Annotated in this window: 18 protein-coding genes, 2 pseudogenes and 1 riboswitch; of the genes and pseudogenes, 8 read left to right on the top strand and 12 right to left on the bottom strand. The window is 70.1% G+C overall.

The window, feature by feature from the left end; translation table 11 throughout:
- The first annotated feature begins 45 nt into the window (after positions 1–45).
- From murQ to SMIR_RS20660, 3 genes are read left to right on the top strand one after another with little or no spacing between them, the layout of a single operon-like run.
- The gene (gene murQ / locus SMIR_RS20670; protein ID WP_168492897.1) at positions 46–996 is read left to right on the top strand and encodes an N-acetylmuramic acid 6-phosphate etherase; all 951 of its coding nucleotides are present in this window, start codon (positions 46–48) and stop codon (positions 994–996) included.
- Positions 997–1,012: 16 nt separating this feature from the next.
- Positions 1,013–2,497, top strand: coding sequence for a PTS transporter subunit EIIC (locus tag SMIR_RS20665; RefSeq protein ID WP_168492899.1), 1,485 nt, complete (start codon positions 1,013–1,015; stop codon positions 2,495–2,497).
- Complete coding sequence (locus SMIR_RS20660) at positions 2,494–3,081, top strand: hypothetical protein (RefSeq protein WP_168492901.1); 588 nt, start codon at positions 2,494–2,496, stop codon at positions 3,079–3,081. The genes SMIR_RS20665 and SMIR_RS20660 overlap by 4 nt, the downstream gene beginning before the upstream one ends.
- Positions 3,082–3,126: 45 nt before the next feature.
- Here SMIR_RS20660 and SMIR_RS20655 read toward each other — a convergent pair whose 3' ends face one another.
- The 3 genes and pseudogenes from SMIR_RS20655 to SMIR_RS20645 all read right to left on the bottom strand — a co-directional run bounded on the left by SMIR_RS20655 (position 3,127) and on the right by SMIR_RS20645 (position 7,223).
- Positions 3,127–4,497 carry a phosphoribosyltransferase family protein gene (locus tag SMIR_RS20655; RefSeq protein WP_212727222.1) on the bottom strand — a complete coding sequence of 457 codons (1,371 nt, stop codon included), beginning with the start codon at positions 4,495–4,497 and terminating at the stop codon, positions 3,127–3,129.
- A pseudogene (locus SMIR_RS20650) lies at positions 4,484–5,672 on the bottom strand (CapA family protein). The gene SMIR_RS20655 and the pseudogene SMIR_RS20650 overlap by 14 nt, the downstream one beginning before the upstream one ends.
- 9 nt (positions 5,673–5,681) lie before the next feature.
- Positions 5,682–7,223, bottom strand: a complete 1,542-nt coding sequence (locus SMIR_RS20645) for a subtype B tannase (RefSeq protein WP_248003663.1) — start codon at positions 7,221–7,223, stop codon at positions 5,682–5,684.
- 554 nt (positions 7,224–7,777) lie between these two features.
- Between SMIR_RS20645 and SMIR_RS20640 the strand changes: the two genes are divergently transcribed.
- Together SMIR_RS20640 and SMIR_RS20635 are read left to right on the top strand one after the other, a co-directional pair.
- Positions 7,778–8,326 carry a zinc metalloprotease gene (locus SMIR_RS20640; RefSeq protein WP_248002979.1) on the top strand — a complete coding sequence of 183 codons (549 nt, stop codon included), beginning with the start codon at positions 7,778–7,780 and terminating at the stop codon, positions 8,324–8,326.
- Positions 8,323–8,991, top strand: a complete 669-nt coding sequence (locus tag SMIR_RS20635; protein ID WP_212727221.1) for a hypothetical protein — start codon at positions 8,323–8,325, stop codon at positions 8,989–8,991. The genes SMIR_RS20640 and SMIR_RS20635 overlap by 4 nt, the downstream gene beginning before the upstream one ends.
- 73 nt (positions 8,992–9,064) lie before the next feature.
- Here SMIR_RS20635 and SMIR_RS20630 read toward each other — a convergent pair whose 3' ends face one another.
- Both SMIR_RS20630 and SMIR_RS20625 read right to left on the bottom strand, forming a co-directional pair.
- Entirely contained in the window at positions 9,065–9,739 is a 675-nt protein-coding gene (locus SMIR_RS20630) for a hypothetical protein (RefSeq protein ID WP_212727220.1), read from the bottom strand.
- A complete protein-coding gene (locus SMIR_RS20625; RefSeq protein ID WP_248002980.1) occupies positions 9,736–10,251 on the bottom strand; it encodes an RNA polymerase sigma factor in 516 nt (171 codons plus the stop codon). Before SMIR_RS20625 ends, SMIR_RS20630 begins: the two co-directional genes overlap by 4 nt.
- 145 nt (positions 10,252–10,396) lie before the next feature.
- On the opposite strand from SMIR_RS20625, the pseudogene SMIR_RS43585 reads away from it, so the two are divergent.
- Positions 10,397–10,888 (top strand): annotated as a pseudogene (locus SMIR_RS43585) (hypothetical protein); the annotation flags it as partial.
- Positions 10,889–10,918: 30 nt separating this feature from the next.
- Here SMIR_RS43585 and SMIR_RS20620 read toward each other — a convergent pair.
- From SMIR_RS20620 to thrC, 6 genes are all read right to left on the bottom strand, one after another.
- The gene (locus SMIR_RS20620) at positions 10,919–12,478 is read right to left on the bottom strand and encodes a carboxylesterase/lipase family protein (protein WP_168492911.1); all 1,560 of its coding nucleotides are present in this window, start codon (positions 12,476–12,478) and stop codon (positions 10,919–10,921) included.
- Positions 12,479–12,632: 154 nt separating this feature from the next.
- Positions 12,633–13,757 carry an NADH:flavin oxidoreductase gene (locus SMIR_RS20615; protein ID WP_168492913.1) on the bottom strand — a complete coding sequence of 375 codons (1,125 nt, stop codon included), beginning with the start codon at positions 13,755–13,757 and terminating at the stop codon, positions 12,633–12,635.
- A 190-nt stretch (positions 13,758–13,947) separates the two neighbouring features.
- Positions 13,948–15,570 carry a chaperonin GroEL gene (gene groL / locus SMIR_RS20610; RefSeq protein ID WP_101404348.1) on the bottom strand — a complete coding sequence of 541 codons (1,623 nt, stop codon included), beginning with the start codon at positions 15,568–15,570 and terminating at the stop codon, positions 13,948–13,950.
- 384 nt (positions 15,571–15,954) lie between these two features.
- Positions 15,955–16,161 (bottom strand): cold-shock protein, encoded by a 207-nt coding sequence (locus SMIR_RS20605; protein WP_019057200.1) that lies wholly within the window; start codon positions 16,159–16,161, stop codon positions 15,955–15,957.
- A gap of 460 nt (positions 16,162–16,621) precedes the next feature.
- Positions 16,622–16,897, bottom strand: a complete 276-nt coding sequence (locus SMIR_RS20600; RefSeq protein WP_168492915.1) for a MoaD/ThiS family protein — start codon at positions 16,895–16,897, stop codon at positions 16,622–16,624.
- Between the two features lie 102 nt (positions 16,898–16,999).
- Positions 17,000–18,328, bottom strand: a complete 1,329-nt coding sequence (thrC, locus tag SMIR_RS20595) for a threonine synthase (RefSeq protein WP_211118739.1) — start codon at positions 18,326–18,328, stop codon at positions 17,000–17,002.
- Between the two features lie 17 nt (positions 18,329–18,345).
- Positions 18,346–18,493: riboswitch (SAM riboswitch) on the bottom strand.
- A 179-nt stretch (positions 18,494–18,672) separates the two neighbouring features.
- Between thrC and SMIR_RS20590 the strand changes: the two genes are divergently transcribed.
- Positions 18,673–19,617, top strand: coding sequence for a glucosyl-3-phosphoglycerate synthase (locus SMIR_RS20590; RefSeq protein ID WP_101404345.1), 945 nt, complete (start codon positions 18,673–18,675; stop codon positions 19,615–19,617).
- Positions 19,618–19,730: 113 nt separating this feature from the next.
- Positions 19,731–21,128, top strand: coding sequence for an alpha,alpha-trehalose-phosphate synthase (UDP-forming) (locus SMIR_RS20585; RefSeq protein WP_212727219.1), 1,398 nt, complete (start codon positions 19,731–19,733; stop codon positions 21,126–21,128).
- Between the two features lie 108 nt (positions 21,129–21,236).
- Here SMIR_RS20585 and otsB read toward each other — a convergent pair whose 3' ends face one another.
- Positions 21,237–22,112, bottom strand: coding sequence for a trehalose-phosphatase (gene otsB / locus SMIR_RS20580; RefSeq protein WP_168492919.1), 876 nt, complete (start codon positions 22,110–22,112; stop codon positions 21,237–21,239).
- Positions 22,113–22,144 lie beyond the last annotated feature (32 nt).

Below are 22,144 nucleotides of genomic sequence, written 5' to 3'. Positions count from 1 at the left end.
AAGGGGCGCGCCTTCACCACCCAGCACTGGAAAGAGCCGTTCGTCATGACCTTTTCCACCGCCGACGCCTCCTCCAACTACCACTCCCTGCGGGCCGAGTTGGAGACGTTGACCACTGAGGCGTTCCGTCCCGAGCTGTCCGAGATCGACCGGCTGTCGACGCTGGAGATCGCGAAGATCATGAACGCCGAGGACGCGACCGTGCCGACGTCCGTCGCGACCCAGCTGCCCCGTATCGCCGCCGCGATCGACGCCGTCGCCGAGCGCATGTCCCGCGGCGGCCGGCTGATCTACGCGGGCGCGGGCACCGCGGGCCGCCTCGGGGTGCTGGACGCCTCCGAGTGCCCGCCCACCTTCAACACCGACCCGTCCGAGGTCGTGGGCCTGATCGCGGGCGGCCCGAGCGCCATGGTCACCTCGGTCGAGGGCGCCGAGGACTCCAAGGAGCTGGCCGAGGCGGACCTGAAGGAGCTCTCCCTGACCCCCGACGACACGGTGGTCGGCGTCTCCGCCTCCGGCCGCACCCCGTACGCCGTCGGCGCGGTCGAACACGCCCGCGCGCGCGGCGCGTTGACGATCGGCCTGTCCTGCAACGCGCGCAGCGCGCTGGCCGCCGCGTCCGAACACGGCATCGAGATCGTCGTCGGGCCCGAGCTGCTGACCGGCTCCACCCGTCTCAAGGCGGGCACGGCACAGAAACTCGTCCTGAACATGCTCTCGACGATCACGATGATCCGTCTCGGCAAGACGTACGGGAACCTGATGGTCGACGTCCGCGCCTCGAACGAGAAGCTGCGGGCCCGCTCCCGCCGTATCGTCGCCCTCGCGACCGGCGCCTCGGACGAGGAGATCGAACAGGCCCTCACGGCCACCGACGGCGAGGTGAAGAACGCCATCCTCACCATCCTCGGCGGCGTGGACGGGCCCACCGCGGCCCGCCTTCTGGAGGAGAGCGACGGCCATCTGCGCGCGGCGCTCGCGGCATCGACGGGCTGACGAGCACCCTCGTGGAGTGCGCACAACGAACGACCTCACCCCTCATGCCGCCACGGCCGCCGCGATCCTCCCCCTGGTCGGCGGCGCCGCGAACATCACCTCCGTCGCCCACTGCATGACCCGCCTGCGCCTGGGCCTGCGGGACCGGACGCTCGTACGCGAGGACGCTCTCAGGTCCCTGCCCGCCGTACTCGGCGTGGTCGCGGACGACGACAGCTACCAGATCGTCCTGGGACCGGGCACGGTCGCGCGGGTGACCCCCGAGTTCGAGGCGCTCGTCACCAGCACGGCCGACGTGCTGGCCGCACGCGGCGCCCAGTGGAAGGCGGCCCGGCAACAGCGCAACGCCACCCCTCTCAAACTCCTCCTCCGCCGGATCGCGAACATCTTCGTCCCCCTGATCCCCGCCCTGATCGGCTGCGGAGTCATCGCGGGCCTGGGCGGCCTGCTGGTCAATCTGGGGTGGCTCCCCTCCCTCACCCCCGCCCTCGCCGCGATCGCCTCCGGCTTCATGGCCCTGATCGCGGTCTTCGTCGGCCACAACACGGCGAAGGAGTTCGGCGGCACCCCGGTCCTGGGCGGGGCGGTGGCGGCGATCGTCGTGTACGCGGGGGTCGCGAAGGTGACGGCCTTCGGCATGACCCTGGCACCGGGCCAGGGCGGGGTACTCGGCGCACTGGCCGCCGCGCTCCTGGGAACGTACGTGGAGAAGTGGTGCCGCCGCTGGGTCCCCGAAGCCCTCGACGTCCTCGTCACCCCCACCCTCACCGTCCTGATCACCGGCCTGGTGACGCTCTACGCCCTGATGTACACGGCGGGCGAGCTGTCGACGGCCATCGGGACCGGCGCGAACTGGCTCCTCGACCACACGGGCGTCTTCGCGGGCCTGGTCCTGGGCGGCCTGTTCCTCCCCCTGGTGATGCTGGGCCTGCACCAGGCCCTGATCCCGCTCCACACCACCCTCATCCAGCAGCAGGGCTACACGGTCCTGCTCCCCGTCCTGGCGATGGCGGGCGCCGGGCAGGTCGGCGCGGCACTCGCGGTCTACGTCCGCCTCCACCACGACCAGTCCCTCCGTACGACGATCAGGTCGGCGCTGCCCGCGGGCCTCCTGGGCGTCGGCGAACCCCTGATCTACGGCGTCTCGCTCCCCCTCGGCCGCCCCTTCGTCACCGCCTGCGCGGGCGGGGCGGCGGGCGGCGCGTTCGTCGGCTTCTTCTCGATGCTCGGCGACAAGATCGGCTCCACGGCGATCGGCCCCTCGGGCTGGGCGCTGTTCCCCCTGCTCAAGGGCACGGGCGGACTGGCCCTGACGGCGGCGATCTACGCGGGCGGGCTGCTCACCGGGTACGCGGTGGGGTTCGCGGCGACGTACTTCTTCGGCCTCGGGAGGACGGTCGGAGGTGTGGGGGCCGTCGGGGGCGGAGGCGCTGTCAGTGGCGTGTGCGATTCTTCGAAGGAGGGGCAGGACACCGACCCGGGAGGGAATCCACCACCGTGAACCACGCACAGCTGACCGCCCTCGGCCGCGCCCTGCGCGTGCTCGGCGAGCACGGCGACGCGCTGAACGCCGACACGCCCGACGCGAAGCTGCACGAGGTGAAGGCCGACCTGAAGCGGGCGCTGGACCTGCTGGAGGAGACGGTGACGACGGCGGTGCCCACGACGCGCTGCGCCGAGCACCCCAATGGCCCGGTGGACGAGGGCGCCGTCGACCTCTGTCTGCTCTGCGAGACGCGGCGGCGCACCGCCCGCCGCACCGAGGTCAACGACGCCTTCCCGCAGGGCCGCCCCAGCGGCGCCGACGAGGCACCCGAGCGCACGATGTCCCGGTACGGCGTGCGGGCCGACCGCCCCCAGCCCCAGCAGCGCTGGCTGCCGGAGGTGTGGACGGGCCAGGCGTGGCAGCTGTGCGGCACCCCGCGCCGCGACCGCGTCGAGGCGGAGCGGTATCTCGCCGCGGAGCGCCGCACCCCGCGCCCCGGCATGGCCTACCGCCTGGTCCACGAGTTCACGGACTACGAGGTGCTGCGCATCTGGGGCACACCGGTGAAGGTGGACATCGAGCCGATGGGCAATCTGTAGCCGGTCCAGGTGCGTTGGCCATCGCGTTGATGATCAACGCGATCATCAACGCCCGGGTCGCCTGTGGGCTCCCGCGCTCGGGACGGCGGAGGCGAGATGCCTGCTGAACCAGTCCGTGGCCAGCTCGGCGGCCGAATCCAGGGTGCCGGGTTCCTCGAAGAGATGGGTGGCGCCGGGGACGACGGCCAGCTGATGCTCGCAGCTCAGGCGCGCCGCGGCCTGCCGGTTGAGGTCCAGTACGACGTGGTCCCGGCCCCCGACGATGAGCAGCGTCGGAGCCTTCACCTCCGGCAGCCTGGCGCCGGCCAGGTCCGGCCTGCCCCCGCGGGAGACGACTGCCGCGACGTCCGCCGTGGGCTCCGCCGCGGCCCACAGCGCGGCGGCGGCGCCTGTGCTGGCACCGAAGTAGCCGAACTCCATGTCCTGGGTGCCGGGCTGCTCACGCAGCCATTCGGTCGCCTGGATCAGACGGCGGGCGAGCAGGGCCGTGTCGAACACGTTGTCCCGGTTCACCGCCTCGGCCTCGGTGAGCAGATCGAACAGAAGGGTGCCGAGACCGGCGCGGTTCAGCCCGGTGGCGACGAAGCGGTTGCGTGGGCTCTTCCTGCTGCTGCCGCTGCCGTGGGCGAAGAGGACGATCCCGGGGGCGCCGCGGGGTACCGTCAGCCGCCCGTCGAGCGCGGCGCCTGTGGCCGGTATCCGGACCTCCCTGTCATAGGGAGGGGGAGCGTGCTCCGGGGAGGCGCTGCCCTCAGCCGGCGATGCGTCGGACGCGGCGTGCGCCGCGCGGCTCCGCTCCAGGCAGGCGATGACCTCCTTGTCGCTCGTCTGCCCGAAGTCGGCGTAGAACTGACCGATCGCATAGAAGAGCCGGGGGGTGTGCAGACAGACTCCTTCGTCCGCCGCGCCTCCGAGGCGGGCCGACCAGTCGTGCGGCGCCACGGGAACCGCCAGCACGATCCGTGACGCGCCGCGGGCGCGCGCGATCCGGCAGGCCGCGAGGGCCGTGGAGCCGGTCGCCAGCCCGTCGTCCACCACCAGGACCGTCCGTCCCTCGTACCGGGCGGGCGCCCGCTCGCCCCGGTAGTGGCGGGCCCGCTGCTTCAGGACACCGCGCTCGTGTTCCTCCACCGCCGCCAGAGCACGGTCCGTCACCCCCGTCGCACGCAGCACCTCTTCATTGATGACGCGGACGCCTTCCTCGCCGATGGCGCCCATGGCCAGCTCCGGCTGGAAGGGCACCCCCAGCTTGCGCACGAGGCAGACGTCGAGCGGGGCGCCGAGGGCCTCGGCGACCTGCGCGGCGACCGGGACGCCGCCGCGGGGAAGTCCCACGACCACGAGGTCCTGGCCCTTGAGGTGGTGCAGTCGGGCGGCGAGCCGCCGGCCCGCGTCGGTTCTGTCAGCGAAAATCATGGTCGCCTCCCGGGGTGAGGTGAGGTCCTCGAATCCCGAGTGAAGTCCGGTCCGAACGGTCCGGAGCCGGCCGGACGGTGAGGGTGCCGTCCGGATTGAGTTCGACGCGTGAGCCGTAGGCCCGGCTGATCCGGCTCAGAACGTCCCGCGTCCACCGCGAGTCCTCCATCGTCGCGCGCTCCAGCCGCATCCGCCGGGACCGCATCGGGACGATGCGCACGTCGTGGAACCTGCCGTCGTCCGGGTCCACGGTGACGAAGTACAGCAACCGGAGATCGTCCCGGTACTCCTCGTAGCCGCCGATGCCCTCGTAGTCGTTGATCAGATCGCCGCAGCCGTGGGTGATGAGCTTTCCCCGGTACGACTCCAACGGCCGCGGATGGTGCGAGGAGTGCCCGTGCACGACGTCCGCGCCACCGTCGACGAGCGCATGGCCGAAAGCGGACCTGGTCACGCGGGACGAGGTAGCCCCAGTTGGATCCCCAGTGGACCGAGACGACCACGATGTCGCCCGGGCGCTTGGCCGGACGCAGCCGGGTCGCGATTCCGGCCGCGGCGGCGTCCGACGGCTCGGCGACGAAGTCGACCCCGCCGCGCCGAGCCGTGGCGGCCCAGCCGCGGGGTATTCCGCTGGAGGCCATCCCCACGGAGAAGACCAGGACGCGCCGGCCGCCTGTGACGGGGACGGTCGCGGGACGCCGGGCCTCGTCGGCGTCCCGCCCCGCTCCCGGCGCGCGAAGACCCGCGTCCGCCAGGGCGTCGAGGGTCTCCTCCAGCCCGCTGCGGCCGTAGTCCAGCACATGGTTGTTGGCCAGGGCACAGACGTGCGGACGGGCGGCGGCCAGGGCGGGCAGATTGGCCGGGTGCATCCGGTAGTGGATCTCTTTGCCGGGCGCCGCCTCGTCGTTGCGCGTGACGGCGGTCTCCAGGTTGAGGATCCGGGCGTCGGGCGCCGCCGCGGCGAGCACGTCCAGCGCGTCGCCCCAGGGCCAGGAGAAGCCGGCCGGCCGGGGAATCACGCCGTTCGCCGCCTCGGCCAGCTCCACATAGGCGCGGGCATCCTTGACGTACGACTCCCGCAGTTTCGGATCGCCGGGGTGCGGAAGGATCTGGTCGACTCCCCGGCCGAGCATCACATCGCCGGCCAGGAACAGCGAGACAAGGCCACCGCCCATACCTCCAGGCTAGGACCTGTAGCCCGACACCGTGGCGATCCACTTGATGAAGTCGCCCGGGTCGTTGTCCGCGCCGTGGCCGGCGTCCCAGTAGTACGAGGTGTCGACGTCGTCGCCGAGGTTCTTCAGGCGGGCGGCGAGGTTGCTCGCGACGGTGAGCGCGGTGTCGCTGTCCTTGGTTCCGAGGCGGATCCACCAGTGCTTCGACCGGTTCCCGTTGACCTTGTCCACGAGGTGGTGCATCGGGTTCATCAGGTGGAGCTTCGCGGGGATGTCACTGTCGAGACGCGCACTGGCACCCTCTTCGTGGCGCAGGCTGTAGAGGGTGAAGTGCCGGTTGGCGGTGGTCCCCGTACCGAACTCGTTGTTCTCACCGGCGGACAGGTCGAAGGCGTCGAACGCCGGGGTGTCCTTCTTGCGGGCGCCCACGTGGGTGAGGAAGTCGGCCCAGGAGAAGGTCGCCCTGCCGCCGGACCACGTGATGAACGAGTTCGCGGCCAGGTAGGCCGAGCGGTCCGCGTCCGACAGCGCCGCGAGGTACTGGGTGGCCGACGGCTCCAGGTGGGTCTTGACCAGGTACTCGTCGAGGTTGCGCGCCGTGAGGGTGCCGAAGCCCTTCGCCGTCAGCCTCAGGGAGGCGAGATAGTCGCCGTACGCGCCGGCCAGCGCCTTGGAGACGGTCTGGTCGACGACCGAGCCGCTGCTGAGCAGGTTGGCGCCCCAGTTCCACTCGTACGCCATGTCGGCGTGTTCGAGGTCGGTGATCGGGCACCAGGCACCGGTGGCGAAGATGGCGTCGCTCGCGTCGGCCGCACCCAGCTCCTCCAGGTAGGAGTCGTAGGCCGGACTGTCGCCGGACGCGCCGAGCAGCGAGGACAGCGCGCCGCCGGCGCTGACTCCGGCGGAGACGATCCGGTTCACGTTGCCCGGGATACGCCCCCTGTTGAACTTCACGTACCGCACCGCGGCCTTGAGGTCGACGATGGCGGCGGGCGCGGTGCCGTAGTACGTACCGCTGGAGTCGACCAGTGACCGCCCGCGCGCGCCCGGCTCCACGACGACGTACCCGGCGGCGAGCGCCAGCTGCTGGCGGCTCGCGACGGAGTCGGCAGCGGGAGCGGGCCCGCCCGGGCCGCCGGGGCCCATCCCGCCGCCCGCGCCGACGCCCGTGGCGTTCGCGACGGACGAGGGCATGTAGCCGCCGATCTGGTTGGCGAAGAGGATGGGGGCACCGGACGCGTCCACGACGCTTCCGTCGATCTTCACCGGCACGCTGACGTTGAGGGACTGATAGGTGGCGTCCACCGGGTCGGCCACGTACGAGGCCACTTTGTAGAAGTGGTAGACGACCTCGTGGGCGGTGCCGGTGGTGTCCGTGATGCTGGTGGTCAACTCCGTGTAGCTGTCCGGGTCGAAGACCAGGGAGGAGTCCGTGGACGCGGCGGACGACGCCGCGGACGTTCGGCTCGCCGCCCGCGCGCCGGAGGCGAACCCGACCGCTGGCACCGCGGTACCCACGGTGAGCCCCATGACCACTGTCCTGCGCTTCACTGACTTCACTACCGTCTCCTGTCTTCGCGGCTCGTTCGAACAACGAGCCCCCAGGACAACAGCCGTTCCTTAAGCCCTCCTTTGTGTCTCCAGTGACGGCACCGGAACCGGCCACCGCCCTGACCAGCCACACGGTCACCCTGCTGCGGCGGCCTCCAAACCGAAGTAATCGCCCACAAAATTGTCAGCAATTTTGGCGCGATCTGGCGCCCGGCCGAGGCCCCCCTCGGTGCACCGACCACGAAGTGCCGCGCATCCAGGGCGTATCGCGAACTCGAGCAACCGCCCTGTCAACTCCCTTACCACAATTGCCCATTGGGCCCACCCATCCCATTGACCACCCTTTAATTCGCACATACGATCCGTTTACGTGGCCTGCCGAGACACGGGGGAAGCTCGGCCCTTCTTTGATGCAGAACCGGAATCCGCATCCGCCACTTCTCCCACGGTCTCCGTTTCCGGGGGACATGGACTGATCACCCATGCTCCGGCCGCGAACACACGACCATGCGCGGGGCGCTGCCGCCCGCGAACACAGACACGGGGAAGTCTCTTTGACAATCAAATACGCCCGAACCGCAGCCAGACTGGCCACCGGCACCGCCCTGACCACGGCGATCGCCATCGGCGGAGCGACGGTCGCCCATGCCGACTACTACGACGGCGGCATGCCGTCGCGCAGCTGGAACGTCAAGGCGGTCGGCATCAATGACACCTGGGTCGGATTCCTCGACACGGGCCGGAAGAACTGGAACAACGCGGGCGCCGGAGCGAGCATCGGACGGACGTCCAGCGCCAAGGCCGAATTCACGGCGGGACGCTATTCCCAGAGTTGGTACGGGCTTTACTCACCGTCCGGCTTCCGCCACATCAACCGCGTCTTCAAAATCAAGGTCAACGCACGCACCCTGGATCGCGACTCCGGCTCCCACATGACCGAGTGGTGCCGCAGCACGGCCACGCACGAACTCGGGCACGGGCTCAGCCTCGACGACAACCCGAACACGTCGAGGGCGTCGCTCATGAAGCACAGCCGCAACCGCACGACCGTGCAGAAGCCACAGCCGTACGACGTCTCCGAGGTGAAGAGGATCTACTCATGACCGCGGTCAGGAACGTCCTCGTAGCCAGTTCGGCGCTGCTCGCCGCCGTCGTCCTCGTCGGCTGTTCCGCCGACGGTTCGGCCAAGGAGAAGGCCGGGAACAAGGCCGGTGCCGCGGCGGCGGACGTCGTCCCGTACGAGGCCGACTACCCGTCGTACGACTCGGTCGACGCACTGGTGAAGCAGTCGGACGTCATCGTCCGGGGCACCGTCGTCGGCTCCCAGGTACGGGAACTGAGCCCGGAGGCGCCCACCGGCGACGACCCCGTGGCCAACCCTCAGGCGGGGCTCTCGCCCGAGGAGGCCGCCGAGTCCGACCCGGTGGTCGTCACCGTCTCCACGGTCAAGGTCGCCCAGGTGCTCTCCGGCGCCGGCGACGTGAAGGTCGGGGACACGGTCGAGGTATCCCAGCTCGGCGGCACGCTGGACGGGGTCACGTACCAGGAGAAGCAGACCACCACCCTGACCGAGGACGACACCCAGTACGTCCTCATGCTCGCCGACCAGGGCAACAAGAACCCCTACGACCTGCTCAACCCCGAGCAGGCTCTCTACACCGTCGGTTCCGACGACCAGGTCACACCCGTGGTCGACGGCGGGTTCGACGGCATCGGCAAGGTGGACGAACTCGCCGCCAAGGCCGAGGCGATCGACGAAGCGAAGTAGCTTCGCTGATTCCACTGGTTCCACTGGTTCCACTGGGGGCGGCCGTCGCTTGCGGCGGCCGCCCCCGGCTCCGTCAGGGCGTCAGCTTCAGGGCCTTGAGCACTCCCGCGCTCAGAGTGACGTCGTTGTCGGCGCCGGCGACCGCGTGCCCGCCATCGACCCCGTACACGCCCTGGGTGGTGTTGACCGGGGTGAAGCGCCCGCCGTCCAGCTCATCGAGCAGCAGGACGTACTCCTTCCCGGCGGCGAGGTCCGCCGTCTCGGGCCCGGACCCGGGTGTCGTGTAGGCCAGCTCGATCCTGCCGCCCGTCGGGGACGTGCCCTTGGCCGTTGCCAGCACCTGAGCCGTGGCGACGGTCTCGGTCAGGCCGTCGGACGTCTCCTCGTGCCCGGCACCCAGCCGCGCGCGGACGATCAGGACCGAAGCGGACTCCAGCTCGGCGGTCGTCTTGAAGTACGGCTCGTCCGCCATCGGGTCCCCGCCGCCCCCGCCGGGCTCCTTCGGGTCGTTCAGGGCGAAGACGGCGACTCCCGCGACCACCACGGCGGCCGTACAGGCGACGGCGGCCACAAGGACTCCCCGCCGGGACGGCCTCCGGGCCGGTCCCCGCCGCTCCGTCTCGACGGCCCCGACCAGGTCGGACCCGATCAGGTCGGCGAGTTCGCCCCGCGCGCGCGCCGACATGCCGTCCGTGGGCGCATCCGGCACCGGATTGACGTGCTGGACAAGGGATTTCACATTGATCATGCCGACTCCTCGGATGTGAGGGACGCGGGTGAGGCGTAACCGTCGCGGAAGGCTTCACGGGCGCGGTGCAGCCGGACCCAGACCGCTGGGCCACTGCACCCGAGGACCTCGGCGGTCTCGGCCGTGCTGAGGCCGTCCCAATAGCGCAACAGCAGGACGTCCCGGTGTCGTTCGGGAAGCCGTTCGAGGGTTTCGAGCACCACGGAGTCCTCCGCGGACGCCGGCGCACGGTCCAGTTCGTCGGTGATGCGCCGGTGCAGCTCGGTCAGCCGGGTCGCGGCGCGGTAGTGATTGCTCAGCAGATTGCGCGCGGTGACGAACAGCCAGCCGGTGGTCGCCTCCGTGCCCCCGAGCGCGCGTTCCCAAGCGATCCGGAAGACCTCGGCCGTCAGTTCCTCCGCCGCATCGCGGTCACCCACCCGCCGGTGCACGAAGGCGGACACACGCGGGTGGTCGCGGACATACAAGGCCGTGAACCGTGCGGCGCGTTCACGGTCGGTCGCGGTCTTCATGTTCTCCACACCCTGTAGATGTCATGAGCCCGGCATTTCCTTACAGGCGCCGGAGTCTTTCTCTCTTCGGCACCGCCTCACGGCAGCCGCCCCTCCTCGTTGATGCGCCGCACCCGCGCCCGCAGCACCTCCCCCTTTCGATCTCATGGCTGAAGCCAACTTCAGTGCTGCACCCCGTCCCGCGCACGCCCTCCCCCACCCCATGGCCAATCCCGGTTACGGAAAACGCAGCGCCCCGGACCAACACCCCCGCACCAAGCACGACTTCGCGCACCTCCCGCCCCGCGAGGCAGCGATCGCCGCGTACGTCGACCGGCTCCCCGACGGTGCCGACATCTCCGTAAAGACGCTGGCCAAAGAGCTCCCGTACGGCCAGTGCGCCCTGCGCACGGCCCTCAACAACCTCACTCGGGCGGGCCACTTGCGCCGGGGCCGCGAACACCTGACCGAGTCGGGCGGCTTCCGCTGGATCACCCGATCGTGGTTCACCCGAACGGCACGCGACGACGGCTGGTGGGCGACGTTCACCCGCGGCGATGTACCTCAGGAGCCCCCGGACCGGCCGACCGCCCCCACCCGCTCCCGCGCCCACATCCTCGTCCGCGGCCGGCGGCGACGGCTCGGTCGGCGGCGCCCTGACCCACAGGAAAGAACCCGGCGCCCCTCCTCAGCCCATCAACGACAGCGCCCCGAAGTCATGGTGCTCCCAGAGGCGGCGCGAGGTCTCGTGCGGGTACGGGGTGACCGCGGAGTCCGTGTCGAAGACCTGGGTCGGCCGCCGCTCGGTGTCGTACGCGGGCCAGCCCGGGTCTCCCGTCGTGGCGAACGCCGTCCAGGCCGTGCGGAACCGGGACGACAGGGCCTCGGCCTCCGGGGACGACCCGACCCCGGCGAACAGCATCAGGCCGAGGTCGGCGCCGAAGGTTCCGAACAACAGCGGTATGTCGAGGCCGTGACAGGCGCCCAGCCTGCCGCCGTAGGCGGGCGCGGGCCAGGCCAGCTCGTAGACGTGCGCGCGGCCGCCGCCCGCGAGCTGCGCATCGGCCAGGCGCAGCGAGGGCATACGGAACACCGCGTCGGAGTGCACCCACTCGTAGAGCTCCTCGGGAGAGGCGTCGGGAAAGGCGGCGCGGTAGGCCCGCTCGCCGTCAGCCCCGGAGTCCGGTCCCGGTCCAACTCCCGGTCCCGGTCCCGGTCCGAAGGTGCGCAGTGCCTCCGTCGCCTGCTCCTCCGTGATCGTCCCGAGTTGGCCGCCCAGCGCGGCGAACAGCCGGTACTCGTTCCGGGTGTGCCCGACGATCAGTTCCACGTCCCGTGCCGAGCCGGCCGCGAGCGCCTGCCAGGGGGCGGTCGGCAGTACCTCTCCGTCGACGACGGGCGAGAAGGCGGTCAGCGTGTGGGCGACCGTGCCCCACCTGTCCTCGAACTCCCGCATCTTGGGCCCCAACGCCTCGCCCACGGCGGTCAGTCGGCGGGGATCCACCGAGGACAGGTCGGTGACCGTCGGGCGCAGGCCCGCCTCGGCGGCGATGGCGACGGCGATGTCACGGGCGAGGTCGTCGGAGAAGAAGGGGCCGGGCACGCTCTGCGCGATCGCCCGACCGAACAGCCCGGCCGCGCTCGGCATGGCCAGCAGAGAGGCGACGGACCCGGCGCCCGCGGACTCGCCGAAGACGGTGACCCGGCCGGAGTCGCCGCCGAAGGCCGCGATGTTCTCCCGTACCCATTCCAGGGCCGCGACCTGGTCGAGCAGCCCCCGATTGGCGGGGGCTCCGTCGATCCGGGCGAAACCCTCCACGCCGAGGCGGTAGTTGAGGGTGACGACGACCAGGTCGCCGTCGCGGGCGATACGGCGGGCGTCGTATCCGGGACTGCCGGAGTGGCCGAGCTTGTAGGCGCCGCCGTAGATCCAGACCATCACCGGAAGGCGGGCGGCCGGGTCCGGGTCGGGCGTCCAGACGTTGACGGTCAGCCAGTCGTCGCCCATGGGGGCGTCGATCACCCCGGTACGGCCCTGGAATCCCGACTCCTGCGGGGGCGGCGGCCCGAAGGCGAACGCGTCCCGGGTGCCGTCCCAGGCGGCCACCGGACGCGGGGCAGCGAACCGCGCGTCCCCCACCGGCGGTTGGGCGAACGGAATGCCCCGGAAGACCACCAGCCCGTCCTCCCGACGGCCACGCACCGCACCGGCATGGGTGCGCACCACGCTCGCTCCTGCTGACGTCACGACGGCTCCCTCGGTACGGGTGGAACGGAACGGGTCCTTGAGGGAACAGCGTGCTACGAAACAGCCGGGCGATCACCCCCCGGGGATGGGGAGGTGATCGCCCGGATGCGATTTCGGACAGGTCGGGTCACGTCCGGTCCGACCGGCCCGAGGTTCAGCTGAGCGTGCTCATCGCCTTCGGGTCGTACGACCCGAGCTCCTCGAACCGTCCGTCCAGTACCTTCGCCGCCCACTCCGGGTCCTGGAGGAGGGCGCGGCCCACGGCGACGAGGTCGAACTCGTCGCGCTCCAGGCGGTCGAGGAGGTTGTCGAGGGAGGCCACCGCGGAGCCCTCGCCCATGAAGGCCTTGATGAAGTCGCCGTCGAGGCCGACCGAGCCGACGGTGATGGTGGGCCTGCCCGTGAGCTTCTTGGTCCAGCCCGCGAGGTTCAGGTCGGAACCGTCGAACTCGGGGAGCCAGTAGCGGCGGGTGGAGGCGTGGAAGGCGTCGACGCCGGCGGCGGCGAGCGGGGTCAGGATGGCCTCCAGCTCCTCCGGGGTCTCGGCGAGCCGGGCGTCGTAGTTGTCCGACTTCCACTGCGAGTAGCGGAACAGGACGGGGAAGTCGGCCGAGACCGAGTCACGGACCGCGGCGACGATCTCCGCCGCGAACTTCGTACGGGCGACGGGGTCACCGCCGTACACGTCCGTACGCCGGTTGGTGCCCGCCCACAGGAACTGGTCGAGCAGATAGCCGTGCGCGCCGTGCAGTTCGACGCCGTCGAAGCCGATGCGTTCGGCGGTGGCGGCGGCCTCGGCGAACGCGGCGATGACCTCGTCCAGGTCGGCCTGGGTCATGGCCTTGCCGGTGCCCTCGGTGCCGTCGAGACGGATGCCGGAGGGGCCGACCGCGGGGGCGTCGGCGTACGGCGGCCGTCCCGCCTTGCGCACCATGCCGATGTGCCACAGCTGCGGAACGATCGTGCCGCCCGCCGCGTGCACCGCGTCGGCGACCTTCGTCCAGCCCGCGAGCTGCTCCGTGCCGTGGAAGCGCGGGACGCGGTCGCTCTCGCCTGCCGAGTCGTGGCCGACGTACGTGCCCTCGGTGACGATGAGGCCCACGCCCGCGGCGGCGCGGCGGGCGTAGTACTCGGCCACGTCCTCACCGGGGACGCCGCCCGGGGAGAACTGCCGGGTCATCGGTGCCATCGCGATCCGGTTCGGGACGGTCAGGCCGTTCAGCGAGACGGGGCGGGACAGGATCTCGGCCGCGCGGGAGGCGGGGGCAGTCGTAGACACGTGTGGGGGCTCCTCGGGTACCGGATGGTATGTGCGTATGCATCGATGGTGCGTCAACCACAACTCCCCGGTCGGTCATGTCATTCCGGCCGCCCGGCACCTCGCCCTGTGACCCCGGACACGCCCGAGGGCGGCACCCCCTGTTTCCAGGGAGTACCGCCCTCGGCAGGAAAACCGATCCTCGGAGGGATCAGAAGTCCATGTCACCGCCCGGCATGCCGCCGCCGGCCGGCGCGGCGGCCTTCTCCGGCTTGTCGGCGATGACGGCCTCGGTGGTCAGGAACAGCGCGGCGATGGAGGCGGCGTTCTGCAGAGCAGAGCGGGTCACCTTCGCCGGGTCGATGATGCCCTCGGCGATCATGTCGACGTACTCACCGGTCGCGGCGTTCAGGCCGTGGCCGACGGGCAGGTTGCGCACCTTCTCGACGATGACGCCACCCTCGAGACCACCGTTGACGGCGATCTGCTTGAGCGGGGCCTCCAGGGCGAGTCGCACGGCGTTGGCGCCGGTCGCCTCGTCACCCGAGAGCTCGAGCTTCTCGAAGACCGAGGAGGCCTGGATGAGGGCCACGCCACCACCGGCGACGATGCCCTCCTCGACGGCCGCCTTCGCGTTGCGAACGGCGTCCTCGATGCGGTGCTTGCGCTCCTTGAGCTCGACCTCGGTGGCGGCACCGGCCTTGATGACGGCCACGCCGCCGGCCAGCTTCGCCAGGCGCTCCTGGAGCTTCTCGCGGTCGTAGTCCGAGTCGGAGTTCTCGATCTCGGCACGGATCTGGTTGACCCGGCCCTGGACCTGGTCGGCGGAGCCGGAGCCGTCCACGATCGTGGTCTCGTCCTTGGTGATGACGACCTTGCGGGCACGGCCCAGCAGGTCCAGACCCGCGTTCTCCAGCTTGAGGCCGACCTCCTCGGAGATGACCTCGCCGCCCGTGAGGATGGCGATGTCGCCGAGCATGGCCTTGCGGCGGTCACCGAAGCCCGGAGCCTTGACGGCGACGGACTTGAAGGTGCCACGGATCTTGTTGACGACCAGGGTCGACAGGGCCTCGCCCTCGACGTCCTCGGCGATGATCAGCAGCGGCTTGCCGGACTGCATGACCTTCTCGAGGAGCGGCAGCAGGTCCTTGACGTTGCTGATCTTCGAGTTGGCGATCAGGATGTACGGGTCGTCGAGGACGGCCTCCATACGCTCCATGTCGGTGGCGAAGTACGCCGAGATGTAGCCCTTGTCGAAGCGCATGCCCTCGGTGAGCTCAAGCTCCAGACCGAAGGTCTGGGACTCCTCGACGGTGATGACGCCTTCCTTGCCGACCTTGTCCATCGCCTCGGCGATGAGCTCGCCGATCTGGGTGTCGGCGGCGGAGATGGAGGCCGTGGAAGCGATCTGCTCCTTGGTCTCGACATCCTTGGCCTGCTCAAGGAGGGCACCGGAGACGGCCTCGACGGCCTTCTCGATACCGCGCTTGAGAGCCATCGGGTTGGCGCCGGCGGCTACGTTGCGCAGGCCCTCGCGGACGAGAGCCTGGGCGAGAACGGTCGCGGTGGTCGTACCGTCACCGGCGACGTCGTCCGTCTTCTTGGCGACTTCCTTGACCAGCTCGGCGCCGATCTTCTCGTACGGGTCCTCGAGCTCGATCTCCTTGGCGATGGAAACACCATCGTTGGTGATCGTGGGGGCGCCCCACTTCTTCTCGAGGACGACGTTGCGGCCCTTGGGGCCAAGGGTGACCTTGACGGCGTCGGCGAGCTGGTTCATCCCGCGCTCGAGACCGCGCCGTGCCTCCTCGTCGAACGCGATGATCTTGGCCATGTGAAGTGGTCCTCCCGGACTGGGGTGGATTGCTCCGGACCGCGCTGGCGCCCGCGACGGACGGCCTGCCTGCCCCGTGGTTCCTTGCACCACCTGGCCTGCGGGCCTCACCGACCCGGTCCTTCGTTATCACTCTCACCTTCAGAGTGCTAACGCCAATGATTAGCACTCGCCCCTGCCGAGTGCAAGCGCCTCCCCTTGATCCGCAGGTGAGAAGGGGCGCGCAACCCGCGCGTCGCGCCGGTGCGCGAGCGGGCCCGCACCGACGGGCAGACAGCCGCGCCGGCGGGCAGACAGTCACATCTACGGACAGACAGACCGAAGGGCTCGCACCCCATGGGATACGAGCCCTTCGTCACGTCGAACAGTCAGTCGGCGCGTGCTTCAGCTGGTCGCGAGCCGGACCATGTCCGCCTGCGGCCCTTTCTGGCCCTGCGAGATCTCGAAATCGACCCGCTGACCCTCTTCCAGGGTGCGGTAGCCGTCCATCTGAATCGCGCTGTAGTGGACGAATACATCCGCACCACCGTCGACCGCGATGAAGCCGTACCCCTTCTCCGCGTTGAACCACTTGACGGTGCCCTGAGCCATGCCTAACTCCCCTATTACTGGCCCTTGCACAGGACCGCACTTCGCGGACCCGGGTCAGACCTCACCCCCCAACGGTTGGGGGTGTGCGCCGGAACGCGTCGACCGCGGCTGAATGTATCTGTCCAACTGCCGTCTGCAACAGGTCAATCGGACGAGAATTCCGGGCATGACTGATCGGGAATATGGGGAGAATTTGCGAAGATTCAGGGCAAGTCGGGCCCCATAAATGCCATATAAGGCTCAAAAGTGCGGGACACTTTGGCTACTTCTTGCCGGACTTCGGGCGCGAACTCATATGCGCCCGGCATGCAAAGTGGAGCGGCTTCCCCAACTCTACCGCGCTCAACCATACAGAATTGCCCCCTCCGCTTCTCTCGCGGAGGGGGCAATTCGATGAACTCTCGGTAATTGGCATTACCAAGGGTAACAATCTCACCCTGGGTAACGGCCCGCGAGGTGGTCAGCCACCGGCGACGGCAGGAATGATCGAGACGCCCGCGCCGTCCGGTGTCGCCGTCTCCAGGCCCTGCTCGAAGCGGACGTCGTCATCGTTCACGTAGACGTTGACGAACCGGCGCAGCTTGCCCTGGTCGTCGAGAACGCGGGCGGAGATACCGGCGTGGTTCTTCTCCAGATCGGCGATGACCTCGCCGAGGGTCCCACCCTCGGCCGTCACCTCGGCCTGACCACCGGTGTAGGTGCGCAGGATGGTGGGGATGCGGACGTTGACGCTCATTCCTTGTGACCTCCGGTCGGGTAGCGCCCCAAAGGGGCGCGGGGAACTGCGCGACCGGCCCCCACCGGCCCGCAGCAGAGAAACAACCCTCCGAGCCAAGCCCTAGGCGAGCCCGGCCTCTCGGAAAGAGTCCAGGTTGGGACGAATGGTCGCCGTCAGCCCCGTACCGGCCACCGCATCCAGCGTCTTCAGACCATCACCGGTGTTCAGAACGACGGTGGTCAGCGTCGGGTCCAGCAGCCCGTTCTCGATCAGCTTCTTCGTCACACCCACCGTCACACCACCGGCGGTCTCCGCGAAGATGCCCTCCGTGCGCGCGAGCAGCTTGATCGCGTCCACGACCTGCTCGTCGTTCACGTCCTCCACGGCCCCACCCGTGCGCCGCGCGATGTCCAGCACGTACGGCCCGTCCGCCGGGTTGCCGATCGCCAGCGACTTGGCGATGGTGTTCGGCTTCTGGGGCCGTACGACGTCGTGGCCAGCCTTGTAGGCGACGGACACCGGCGAGCAGCCCTCGGCCTGGGCGCCGAAGATCTTGTACGGCTTGTCCTCGACCAGTCCGAGCTTGATCAGCTCCTGAAGACCCTTGTCGATCTTCGTGAGCTGGGAGCCGGAGGCGATGGGCACCACGAGCTGGTCGGGGAGCTTCCACCCCAGCTGCTCGCAGATCTCGTACGCCAGGGTCTTGGAGCCCTCCGCGTAGTACGGCCGCAGGTTGACGTTGACGAAGCCCCAGCCCTCGCCGGCCGGGTCGCCGATCAGCTCGGAGCAGAAGCGGTTCACGTCGTCGTAGTTGCCCTCGATGCCGACGAGCTCGCCGCCGTAGATCGCGGCCATGACGACCTTGCCCTGCTCCAGGTCGTGCGGGATGAACACGCAGGAGCGGAAGCCGGCGCGGGCGGCGGCGGCACCCACGGCGCCGGCGAGGTTGCCGGTGGAGGAGCAGGAGAGAGTGGTGAAGTTGAAGGCACGCGCCGCCTCGATGGCCTGCGCCACGACGCGGTCCTTGAAGGAGTGCGTCGGGTTGCCGGAGTCGTCCTTGACGAAGAGCTTGCCGGCCTCGACGCCCAGCTCGCGGGCGAGGTTGTCGGCCTTGACGAGCTTGGTCCAGCCGGGGTTGATGTTCGGCTTGTCGGCGACGTCGGCCGGGACGGGCAGCAGCGGCGCGTAGCGCCAGATGTTCGCGGGGCCCGCTTCGATGCGCGCCCGGAGCTCTTCGGTTTCGTAGGCCGAGAAGTCGTACGCGATCTCCAGCGGGCCGAAACACTCCTCGCAGGCGAAGACCGGGCCGAGCGGCACGCGGTGCCCGCACTCGCGGCAGGAAAGCGCGTCGGCGGGTCCGAGATCCACACCGACTACGGTGGTGGTGTCGCCCGCGACAGGGTTCGTGGTGCTTGCAACAGTCGAACTTGCAACAGTCTGCGCAGCCATGGAGGCGAGGCCCTTTCTCCTCATCTTCCTCACGACGCACTTCGCCGTGAGACGGATTTGGCACCTTCCCTAGCCGGGAGCCTCGCCACATCAATGTGACAGGAACCAGCTGGAGGGTTGCCGGGGCTTCATCGGGCCGTATCCCTCTGCCCCTCTGGATGAGCGGTATTCGGTTGTGTCGTGCGGGTGGTGCGGTGGTCCGCAAATGATCTACGACATGCGATGGTCATCCGCGTTGTTCAAGACTGTAACCGAAGGCCAGGACAGTTGAGATAGTCGTCCGAACCGCGAGATGGATCACACCGTGAGACACCGGGTGATCAGACAGTGAGGAGCCGCAGACTGTGCTGAAGGAAACTGAGCGCTGGCTGAGCAATCGCTCCTGGTCCGTGACCGATCGCCCGCTCCACAGGCTCATGTCCGCCAAACGGGCCACGGGCTCCTCGGTGAGCGTCGTCCTGCCGGCGCTGAACGAGGAGGAGACGGTCGGCGAGATCGTCGCCATCATCCGCCACGACCTGATGCAGCAGGTGCCCCTCGTCGACGAGATCGTCGTCATCGACTCGGGCTCGACCGACCGCACCTCGGAGGTGGCCGCCGCGGCGGGCGCGCGCGTGGTGCACCGGGACGAGATCCTGCCGCGCATCCCGACCGTGCCCGGCAAGGGCGAGGTGCTGTGGCGTTCCCTCCTCGTGACGAGCGGGGACATCATCTGTTTCATCGACGCGGATCTGAAGGAGTTCTCCTCGGACTTCGTCTCCGGGATCGTGGGGCCGCTGCTCACCGAGCCCGGTGTGGACCTCGTCAAGGCGATGTACGACCGTCCGCTCGGCGGTGCGGCGGGGCAGGGCGGCCGGGTCACCGAACTCATGGCCCGCCCCCTCCTCAACATGCACTGGCCGCAGCTGGCCGGCTTCGTGCAGCCGCTCGGCGGGGAGTACGCGGCCCGCCGCTCGCTGCTCGAACAGCTCCCCTTCCCCGTCGGGTACGGGATCGAGCTGGGCATGCTGGTCGACGCCCTGCACCTGGTGGGCCTGGACGCGCTCGCCCAGGTCGACGTGGGCGTGCGCAAGCACCGCCACCAGGACGGGCAGGCGCTGGGCCGGATGTCCGCCGCGATCTACCGAACGGCCCAGCTCCGGCTGGCCCGCGGTCACCTGATCCGCCCGGCCCTCACCCAGTTCGAACGGAGCAGGGACGGTTTCGAGCCGCGCACGTACTCGGTGGACACGGAGGAACGTCCGCCGATGGTCGAAATCTCCGAGTACCAGAAACGAAGGGCGGCGTAGCAGCGCCCCGTCAGGGGCGCGGGGAACTGCGCGACAAGCCCCCACCGGCCCGCGGACGGCATACGGCTGAAGGGAACGTTTGAGCGTTTCGACGCCGGGCTAGGTTTCGATGCATGGCTTCCCCCGCTTCAACGCAAGGCGCCCACAACATCCTCGTCGCATCCAACCGCGGCCCGGTCACCTACGAGGTCCAGGAGGACGGCTCGCTGCGCGCCAGGCGCGGTGGCGGCGGGCTGGTCTCGGGCCTCTCCGCGATCGGGCCGGACGCGGGAGCCCTGTGGGTGTGCTCGGCGCTCGGCGACGGCGACCGCGAGGCGGTCCGGCGCGGGGTCGCCGAGGACGGCGTACGGATGCTGGACATCGACGCCGACGTGCACGCGGACGCGTACAACGGCATCGCGAACTCCGTGCTGTGGTTCGTCCACCACATGCTGTACCAGACCCCGCTGGAGCCGGTCTTCGACGCGGAGTTCCGGCGCCAGTGGGCGTCGTACGAGGCGTACAACCGCGCGTTCGCCGAAGCTCTGGCCGCGGAGGCGGCGCAGGGCGCGGTGGTGATCATCCAGGACTACCACCTGACCCTCGTCCCCGGGATGCTGCGCGAGCTCCGTCCCGACCTGCGGATCGGCCACTTCTCGCACACCCCCTGGGCGCCGGTCGACTACTTCCGGATGCTGCCCGACGACATCGCCGAACAGGTGCTGCGCGGCATGCTCGGCGCGGACCGGCTCGGCTTCCTCACCCAGCGCTGGGCGGACGCGTTCACCGCCTGTTGCGACGCGACCGTCGGCGGGCTCGGCGACACCCGGATCGGCGTGCACGGGCTCGGCGCGGACGCGGACTTCCTGCGCAGGCGCTCGCACGAGGCGGACGTCGCGGAGCGCATGGCCGCGCTGCGCGAGCAGATCGGCGAGGGCCGCAGGACGATCGTGCGGGTCGACCGGACCGAGCTGTCGAAGAACATCGTGCGGGGCCTGCTGGCGTACCGGCAGCTGCTGGAGGACCACCCGGAGTGGCGCGAGCGCGTCGTCCACGTGGCCTTCGCCTACCCCTCCCGCCAGGACCTGGCCGTCTACCGGGACTACACGGCCGAGGTGCAGCGCGTGGCGACCGAGATCAACGCCCGCTACGGCACACCGGGATGGACCCCGGTCGTCCTCCACGTCAAGGACGACTTCGCCCGCTCCCTGGCCGCGTACCGGCTCGCCGACGTCGCCCTCGTCAACCCCATCCGCGACGGCATGAACCTCGTCGCCAAGGAGGTGCCGGTCGTCTCCGACGAGGGATGCGTGCTGGTGCTCTCACGGGAAGCGGGGGCGTACGAGGAGCTGGGCGAGGACGCGATGGTGGTGAACCCGTACGACGTGGTCGGCACCGCGCGGGCGCTGGACTCGGCGCTGACCATGCCGCTGGGCGAGCGGGCGGAACGTACGAAGCGGTTGGCTGCCGCCGGGACGGCGTTGCCTCCGGCGCAGTGGTTTCTTGAGCAGTTGCGGGAGTTGGAGGGCTGAGTCGGGAGTCTTCGGCTGCGGGTGCGTTGTGGCTGGTCGCGCCCACGCGGCGGAGTCGCATATGTCACAGCCCCGCGCCCCTGACGGGGCGCTGTAGTCGGCCGGGGATCAGTGGTCCAGGCGACTCGCCAATGCCTTCAGCAGGCGTACGACTCCTCCGGGGCCGTCGACAACGAGGTCCGCGCGTTCGGCCAGTTCGGTGACTTCCGCGCTGCCGCTGCACACCAGCAGGCCCGGGACGCCGTCCGAGCGGAGTTTGTCGACGGCGGCGAAGGCGGGGAGGTCGCCCAGGTCGTCGCCGGCGTACATGACGGCCTCGGCGCGGACCTCGCGGACGTACTCCAGGAGGGCGACGCCCTTGTCCATGCCCGGGGGACGGAGTTCGAGGACCATCCGACCGGGTTCGACGATCAGGCCATGGCGGGTGGCGAGGTCGGTGAGGGGTTCGCGCAGTGCCTCGAACGCGGCCTGGGGGTCCTCGGCTCGGCGGGTGTGGACGGCGACCGCGCGGCCCTTCTCCTCGATCCAGGTGCCGTGCCAGGCGCCGATCCTGTCGAGGACCCCGGGCAGCTCGGCACGGACGGCGGCGACGCCGGGGTGCGGGGCGGGGGCGTTGACGGTGCCGGTGCGGGCGTCCCAGCGTTCGGCGCCGTAGTGGCCGAGGACGACGAGGTGGTCGAGGCCCGGGACGCCCGCGAAGCCGCCGTGGCGGACCGCTACGCCGGCCGGGCGGCCGGTGACGACGGCCACGGAGGCGACCTTCGGGGCGAGGGCCGCGAGGGCGGGGACCGCGTCGGGGTGGGCGCGGGCCTGCTCCGGGTCGGCGACGATGGGGGCGAGTGTTCCGTCGAAGTCGAGCGCGATGACGGCCCGGTCGGGCCGGGTGAGGATGGCGTCGAGGCCGTCGCGTCCGGCGGGGGTCACGGGGGTCGGCAAGGGTTCCGTGACGTCCGGGGATTCCGGGATTTCCGAGTGGCTGCCCATGCTCCGACCCTATCCGCGCACCCCCGGGCGCA

The sequence above is a fragment of the Streptomyces mirabilis genome, from assembly GCF_018310535.1.
Classification (GTDB): Bacteria; Actinomycetota; Actinomycetes; order Streptomycetales; family Streptomycetaceae; genus Streptomyces.
The sequence above is the reverse complement of the archived record's forward strand: the minus strand, read 5'-3'. Positions and strand labels throughout refer to the sequence as shown.

Coding starts and splice junctions, on each gene's coding strand:
- SMIR_RS20630 (WP_212727220.1), bottom strand. CDS start 9,739: ATGATCAATGTGAAATCCCTTGTCCAGCACGTCAATCCGGTGCCGGAT.
- SMIR_RS20600 (WP_168492915.1), bottom strand. CDS start 16,897: ATGAGCGTCAACGTCCGCATCCCCACCATCCTGCGCACCTACACCGGT.
- murQ (WP_168492897.1), top strand. CDS start 46: ATGACCTTTTCCACCGCCGACGCCTCCTCCAACTACCACTCCCTGCGG.
- thrC (WP_211118739.1), bottom strand. CDS start 18,328: ATGGCTGCGCAGACTGTTGCAAGTTCGACTGTTGCAAGCACCACGAAC.
- otsB (WP_168492919.1), bottom strand. CDS start 22,112: ATGGGCAGCCACTCGGAAATCCCGGAATCCCCGGACGTCACGGAACCC.
- SMIR_RS20655 (WP_212727222.1), bottom strand. CDS start 4,497: ATGATTTTCGCTGACAGAACCGACGCGGGCCGGCGGCTCGCCGCCCGA.
- SMIR_RS20635 (WP_212727221.1), top strand. CDS start 8,323: ATGACCGCGGTCAGGAACGTCCTCGTAGCCAGTTCGGCGCTGCTCGCC.
- SMIR_RS20585 (WP_212727219.1), top strand. CDS start 19,731: ATGGCTTCCCCCGCTTCAACGCAAGGCGCCCACAACATCCTCGTCGCA.
- SMIR_RS20605 (WP_019057200.1), bottom strand. CDS start 16,161: ATGGCTCAGGGCACCGTCAAGTGGTTCAACGCGGAGAAGGGGTACGGC.
- SMIR_RS20625 (WP_248002980.1), bottom strand. CDS start 10,251: ATGAAGACCGCGACCGACCGTGAACGCGCCGCACGGTTCACGGCCTTG.
- groL (WP_101404348.1), bottom strand. CDS start 15,570: ATGGCCAAGATCATCGCGTTCGACGAGGAGGCACGGCGCGGTCTCGAG.